This is a genomic window from uncultured Amaricoccus sp., assembly GCF_937891315.1.
Lineage (GTDB): Bacteria > Pseudomonadota > Alphaproteobacteria > Rhodobacterales > Rhodobacteraceae > Amaricoccus.
The window spans coordinates 1-6365 of record NZ_CALAGI010000146.1 but is presented as its reverse complement, the minus strand read 5'-3'; the positions used below and the strand labels follow the sequence as shown (position 1 = coordinate 6365).

General features: G+C 72.6%; 6 protein-coding genes. 4 read left to right on the top strand and 2 right to left on the bottom strand.

The window, feature by feature from the left end:
- From Q0480_RS14615 to galE, 4 genes are all read left to right on the top strand, one after another.
- A partial coding sequence (locus Q0480_RS14615) for a hypothetical protein (RefSeq protein ID WP_299134018.1) occupies positions 1 to 1034 on the top strand: 1034 nt, incomplete at its 5' end.
- A gap of 150 nt (positions 1035 to 1184) precedes the next feature.
- Positions 1185 to 2132, top strand: coding sequence for a hypothetical protein (locus tag Q0480_RS14610; protein ID WP_299134016.1), 948 nt, complete (start codon positions 1185 to 1187; stop codon positions 2130 to 2132).
- 21 nt (positions 2133 to 2153) lie between these two features.
- Positions 2154 to 2945 (top strand): hypothetical protein, encoded by a 792-nt coding sequence (locus Q0480_RS14605; protein ID WP_299134014.1) that lies wholly within the window; start codon positions 2154 to 2156, stop codon positions 2943 to 2945.
- 136 nt (positions 2946 to 3081) lie between these two features.
- Entirely contained in the window at positions 3082 to 4167 is a 1086-nt protein-coding gene (gene galE, locus Q0480_RS14600; RefSeq protein ID WP_299134012.1) for a UDP-glucose 4-epimerase GalE, read from the top strand.
- Between the two features lie 74 nt (positions 4168 to 4241).
- Here the strand turns inward: galE and Q0480_RS14595 are convergent, their stop codons facing one another.
- Together Q0480_RS14595 and Q0480_RS14590 are read right to left on the bottom strand one after the other, a co-directional pair.
- Positions 4242 to 5087: an ABC transporter ATP-binding protein gene (locus tag Q0480_RS14595; protein WP_366940869.1), complete on the bottom strand. Its 846-nt coding sequence runs from the start codon at positions 5085 to 5087 to the stop codon at positions 4242 to 4244.
- Between the two features lies 1 nt (position 5088).
- Positions 5089 to 6365, bottom strand: a 1277-nt coding sequence (locus Q0480_RS14590) for a hypothetical protein (protein ID WP_299134011.1), incomplete at its 5' end; no start/stop codon positions are given.

Here is a 6365-nt window from a genome sequence, read left to right as displayed (position 1 = left end):
AGCTGACCCGGCTCTATGCCCAGAAGGACGCGACGGTCGAGACGGTCTTCGCCCGACTCGCGCCGCTGGAGGCGCGGCTGGAGGAGATGGCCGCCGACCTCGCCACCCAGGATCCGCGTGTGGCACTTGACCGTTTCGCCGAACGGCTCGAAGCCGCGCAGGCCCGGATCGCGGCGCTGGAGACGCCGGGCGAGCATCCCTTCGCTGATATTTCCGAGCAGCTGACCCGGCTCTATGCCCAGAAGGACGCGACGGTCGAGACGGTCTTCGCCCGGCTCGCGCCGCTGGAGGCGCGGCTGGAAGAGATGGCCGCCGACCTCGCCACCCAGGATCCGCGCGTGGCGCTCGATCGTTTCGCCGAGCGGCTGGAAGCCGCCCAGGCCGCGCGCCTCGAAGCCGAAGGCGCCTTGCGCGACCGGCTGAGCGCGCTGGAAGCGCCGGGCGAGAACCCCTTCGCCGAGATTTCCGAGCGGCTGACCCGGCTCTATGCCCAGAAGGACGCGACGGTGGAAACCGTCTTCGCCCGGCTCGCGCCGCTGGAAGCGCGGCTCGTCGAGATGGAAACCGGCCTCGCCGCCCAGGATCCGCGCGTCGAGACGGTCTTCGCCCGCCTCGCGCCGCTCGAAGCCCGGCTCGCCGAGCTGGAGGCGCGGCCCGCCGAGGCGAGCGAGGACGAGGCCCGCGCCGAGGCACGGGCCATCGCCACCCAGATGATCGCCGCCCGCGCCGCCGCCGAGCAGACCGAGCTCTTCGCCAACCGGCTGGCGCTGCTCGAGGCGAGCCTGCCCCGGATCAGCGCCGCCCAGACCCGCCTCGGCCAGGTGCTGGAGCGCCAGGCCGCCGCGCTGGCCGAATCCGTGATCGCACCACCGGAGGCCCCCGCGCCCGTCGCCCCCCCCGCCGTCGCCCCCCCCGCCACCGTCGCGCCCGCCGCCGAGGCCGCGGTTCCGGCCGAGGAGGCGGAGACGGCGGTCGATCCCGATCTCGCGGCGCTGCGGGCGTTGCCGCGCGTGGTCTCGCTGCACCAGAAGTGACGGCTGGAGAGGCGGGGCGGGGGAGGTATCCCCCGCCCGTTCCGCGCCCGGGGGAGTAACGTCCGCTTAACCAATTCAGGGGACGTTAAGTTCCCGAGAGCGATCCCCTTCCGCCCGCCCTCCACCCCAGTCCTTTCGAGAGGTCAGCCCTTGGACAGCGCCGTTTTCGAATCCTCCTCCGCGGCGCCCCAGCCCGAGACACCGCCCGCCGCGCTGGCCGAACTGATCGCCGCCGGGCTCGTCAGCCACGAGCTGATCGGCGATCCCGCCCAGCTCGAGGCCGAGACCCCGACGCTGGCCACGATCTGCGGCCTCGTCGCCGGCCCGGTCTATCGCCTCGACCGCTTCCATTACGCCTTCCACGCCGGCCCCGAGGATCTCGACGGGCGGCTCGGAACCACCCCGCCCGAGGACTGGACCGAGGCGCTGGCGGCGGCGCTGCGGGCCGCCTTCGGCCCGGACGCGGTCTGGCTGACCCCGACCGACGGCCTGCCCGAGGCCGAGGAGGACGAGGGCCGGCTCGACCAGCCGCTCCTGCTCCTGCGCGCCGAGGCCCGGGCGGTGAAGGAGGCGCTGGCCGACGCGCCGGAGCTGCGCGCGGTGATCCAGGCCCGGCATGCCACCGAGGCCGCGCGCCTGACCGCCCGGCTGACCACCGATCTCGCGGGCGACCTCGCCTCCGATTTCGCCTCCGATTTCGGGGCGGACCTCACTTCCGGGCTCGCGGGCGAGGAAACCCCGCTCGCCCGCCGCCTCGCCGCCATCGAGCGCCGCCAGGCGGAGATCCTCGATCTCCTCAACGCCGAGGTGCTCCGGGCGCGGGCCGAGCCGGATCCGGCGCTGACCGCCCTTGGCGAGACGCTCGCCGAGACGCTCAAGGCCGTCGCCCGACGGCTCGAGGACCAGACCGCGCGGGTCGATGGCCTCGCCGAGCGGCTGGCCGGGCTCGCCACCCAGCTCGAGGACGGCACCGCGACCGGCGCCCGGGACCCGGCCTTCCACGAGACGCTCGGCCTGACCTTGGCCGAGTTTCTCGCCCGGCTCGAGCGCCAGGCGGCCGACGAAGCCACCCCGACCCGGGTCCCCCGGTTCAGCTGATCGAGACGAGGAGCCCCGCCCATGTCGGACCATCGCCTGAAGGACCGCCCCCTGGTTCAATCCGGGATCCAGCCCGAAACCGACGCCGGAACCGACGCGGGGATCCCGACCGAAGGCGCGGCGGAGGCCCGCGCGAGCGTCCATCCCACCCTCGCGGCGCGCATTGCGCAGCGCGGCCGGCTGCGCGCCGAGCGGGCGGCGCGGCTGGCCCGCCTGCGCCCCGATTCCACGGCCGATTCCATGACCGGTTCCACGCCGGATTCCCCGCCCGACTCCATGCCGGAATTCACCCCCGAACTCAAATCCGGGACCGGAGGCGCCGCGCCCGGGATCGCGGTGGCGCCGGCGCGCGGGGCCTCTCCCGAGCCGATCCCGGTGCGCGGCGGCCGGGCGGCCTCGGACGCCCAGCTGGCACTCGAGGAATTCCTGCGCGCCCTGACCGGGGCCGAGCCTCCCCCTGCCACCCGCGCGGCGCCGCGCGGCGCCGCCGCCGAGGTCCTGCCGTTCCAGCGCCAGGGCGAGACGTCGCGCCCCGCCGCGCCGGCGCCCGAGGTCATCGCCGAAGCCATGGCCGAGGGGATGCCCGAAGCCTCCCCGGCGGAACCCGCGCCGCTGCCCGCCTGCGATCTCGATCGCCTGCCAGGCGCCGGACCGGGCCTTGTCTGGGCGCTGCGCCGGGCGGGGCTGCGCTGCCTCGCCGAGGTCGCGCGGCTCGACGAGGCCGAACTCGCCACCCGGCTCGGCCCGCTCGGGCGGCTGGTCCCGGCCGCGACCTGGATCGCCACCGCGCAGGCGGGATCGGACCTCGTCTGAGACCCGCCCGAATGAGACCCGCCCAAATCCCGGTCTGATCCGTCCTCGTCCGCTGAATTCCCCGGAGATGGTTTCCTTTTCCGGGGGCTCGACTAGTTTCGCCCGAAACCTCCCCGAACCGGCCCGGAGACATCGCATGCGGATCCTCATCACCGGCGGCGCCGGCTATATCGGCAGCCATACCCTGGTCGAGGTGCTGAAGGCCGGTCACGCGGCGCACGTGGTCGATAATCTCGACAATGCGAGCCCGGTGGCGCTGGCGCGGGTCAAGCAGCTCGCCAACCGCGACTTCGGCTTCACCCGGGCCGATATCCGCGACGCCGGTGCCATGGCGGCGCTGGTCGCCGAGACCCGGCCCGAGGCGGTGATCCATTTCGCCGGGCTGAAGGCGGTGGGGGAGTCGGTCGCCGACCCGCTCGGCTATTTCGACAATAATGTCGGCGGCAGCCTCGCGCTCCTGCGCGCGCTCCGGGCGGCGGATTGCCGGCGCTTCGTCTTTTCCTCGAGCGCCACGGTCTATGGCGATCCCGACTATCTGCCGATCGACGAGAGCCATCCGCGGCGCACCACCAATCCCTATGGCCGCTCCAAGCTGCAGATCGAGGGCATCCTCGAGGATCTCGCGGCTTCCGATCCCTCCTGGTCGATCGCGCTCCTGCGCTATTTCAATCCGGTCGGCGCCCATGCCTCGGGGCGGATCGGCGAGGATCCGACCGGGGTGCCGAACAATCTCATGCCCTTCATCGCCCAGGTCGCGGTCGGCCGGCGCCCGGCGCTGAATGTCTTCGGCACCGATTATCCGACGCCCGACGGTACCGGGGTGCGCGACTATATCCATGTGAGCGACCTCGCCCGCGCCCATCTCGCCGCCGTCGACTGGACCGCGGGGCGCGCGGGAGAGGGCGAGACGGGTGTGGGCGAGACGGGCGTGGGCGAGACGGGCCGGGGCTGCGCCGCCTTCAATCTCGGCACCGGCCAGGGCACCTCGGTGCTGGAGATGGCGCGGGCCTTCGGCGCGGCCAGCGGCCGGGAGATCGCGGTCAATCTCGCGCCGCGCCGGCCGGGCGATGTCGCCGCCTGCTACGCCGACGCCGGCCGGGCGGCGGCCGAACTCGGCTGGCGGGCCGAGCTCGGCCTCGCGGAGATGTGCGCGAGCACCTGGCACTGGCAATCGCAGAACCCCGGCGGCTATTCGGACGAAGGCGCCGAAGGCGCCGCCTAGCGGAGGCCGATCCGGCAGAGCCGGCCCGTCCGCTCCAGAGTCTTGATTTAGCGCAATATCCCCGCCGCTTCGCCTCAGCGCGGGGCGAGGCGGCCGATCCGTTCGGGGGCGGGGCCGTCCGGGGCGCTGCGCAGGGCGTCGATCCCGGCGCGGCGGGCGGCGCGGGCCGCCGCGCGCTCGGCCATCCGCGCGGCGCGGGCGGCGCGCGCGGCGGCGCGGGGCGAGACCTCGGCGCCGAGATTGGCCTCGTGCACCGCGATCGCCTCTTCCAGATCCTCGAAATAGCGCGCCTGGCCGTTCTCCAGCACCAGCCCCTTGTCGCAATAGCTGCGCAGGGTATTGACCGAATGCGAGACCATGAGCAGGCCGGCGTCGCGCAGCCGCGCCTTGAACACCGCGAGGCTCTTGCGCTTGAAGGCCGCGTCGCCGACGGCGGTGATCTCGTCCACCAGATACCAGTCGAAGGCGACGCCCATCGACATGCCGAAGGCGAGCCGCGCCTTCATGCCCGAGGAATAGGACCGGACCGGCATGTTGATGAAATCGCCGAGCTCGGCGAATTCCTGCACGAAGGCGATCAGCGCGTCGGTATCGAGCCCGTAGATCCGGGCGACGAAGCGGATGTTCTGCGCGCCGCTGAGTTCGGCATGGAAGCTGCCCGAGAAGCCGAGCGGCCAGGAGACCGGCACATTGCGGTGGATCTCGCCGATATCGGGCCGCACGATGCCGCCGACCATGCCGAGCAGCGTCGACTTGCCCGCGCCGTTGCGCCCGAGCACCCCGACCTTGGCGCCGGCGGGCAGGGCGAGGGTCAGCCGGTCGAGCACCACCTTGCGGCTCGACGGCGTCAGGAACGCCTTGGAGACGTCGCGGAACTCGATCGCCGGCTTCGGCTGGCTCGCCGGCTCAGGCCCCCCCAATTCAACGATTGTCGCGCACATTGTAGTAGATCAGCATCATCACCCCCCAGCCGAGCGTGGTGAAGAGCGCGACGAGCCCGATGATCAGCGTCCGGCGCGGATAGAGCGAGGTTTCGGCCAGGGTCGGCTGGATATGCGGCGTGAGATAGCGCGACTGCCGCCGCGCCTCGGCCCGCGCCCCGGCGAGCCCGGCCAGCGTCTGGGTATAGGTGGTATTGGCGAACTCGAGATCGACCTGCAGCTCCTCGTAGGCGCCGACCACGTCGGGCAGCGCGGCGCCGCCGCCCTCGCTCCCGGCGATGTCGAGCGTGTTCCGCTCCTCGTCGATCCGGCCGGTGATCGCATCGATCCGGCGGTTGGCCTGGATCACCCGCTGGTCGGTCTCGCCGACATAGCTGAGCAATACGTCGCGATCGACCAGCGCCGAGGCGAGCTGCCCCTGCAGCGCGTTCAGCAGGCCCATCTGCCCGGCGACGTCGGCCGAGGGATCGACCATCCGGTGGTCGCGGCGGAAGTCGCTGACCCGCTGGCGCATGGCGCGCAGGTTTTCCTCGGCCTCCTTGAATTCCGCGGCGGCGAAGCGGATCGCATCCTGCCGCGCCTGTTCGGAGAGGTGGTTCACCAGCGCGCTGCTCTCGGTCAGGATCGCCTCGGCGATCGTCTTGGCATCCTCCGGGGTGAAGGCATGGACCTGGACCCGGACGATGCCGGCCGAGCCGTCGAGGCTGACCTTCACCATCCGGTTCCAGTAGCGCTTCAGATCCTCGATCGAGCTGTCTTCGCCGAGCGAGAAGACGAAATCGCTCGGATCGCGGTTGAACATGCGCCGGAGGTCGAGCCGCTGGTCGATATCGGCGACGATCTTCTGGCCGCGGATGAATTCGAACAGGATGTCGGAATCGGGGGCCGAGCCCGATCCGAGCTGGGTCAGCGCGCCGAGCAGGCCCGCCGTGGCCGAGCCCGCCTCCTCCGAGCGGATCGAGAAGGCGACCTCGGAATGATACTGGTCCGCCGCGCGGGTCCAGAGATAGAGCGCGCTCGCGATGACCGGCAGCGCCACGCAGAGCGCGAAACTGATCAGCAGCGCATAGTGCCGGGGCCGCATCCCGGCCTGGCGGATCTCGGATTTCGGCTGCGCCTCGGGGCTCGGATCGGCGATCTCCACCGGATCCTCGTCGTCGGGGAACGACGGGGCGGCCGGCGCGGGGGCCGCCGGTTCCGCGCGGGCGAGCGCGGCGCGGCGCCGGGCGAGCAGCGCCGCCCGCCGCCGGGTGCCGG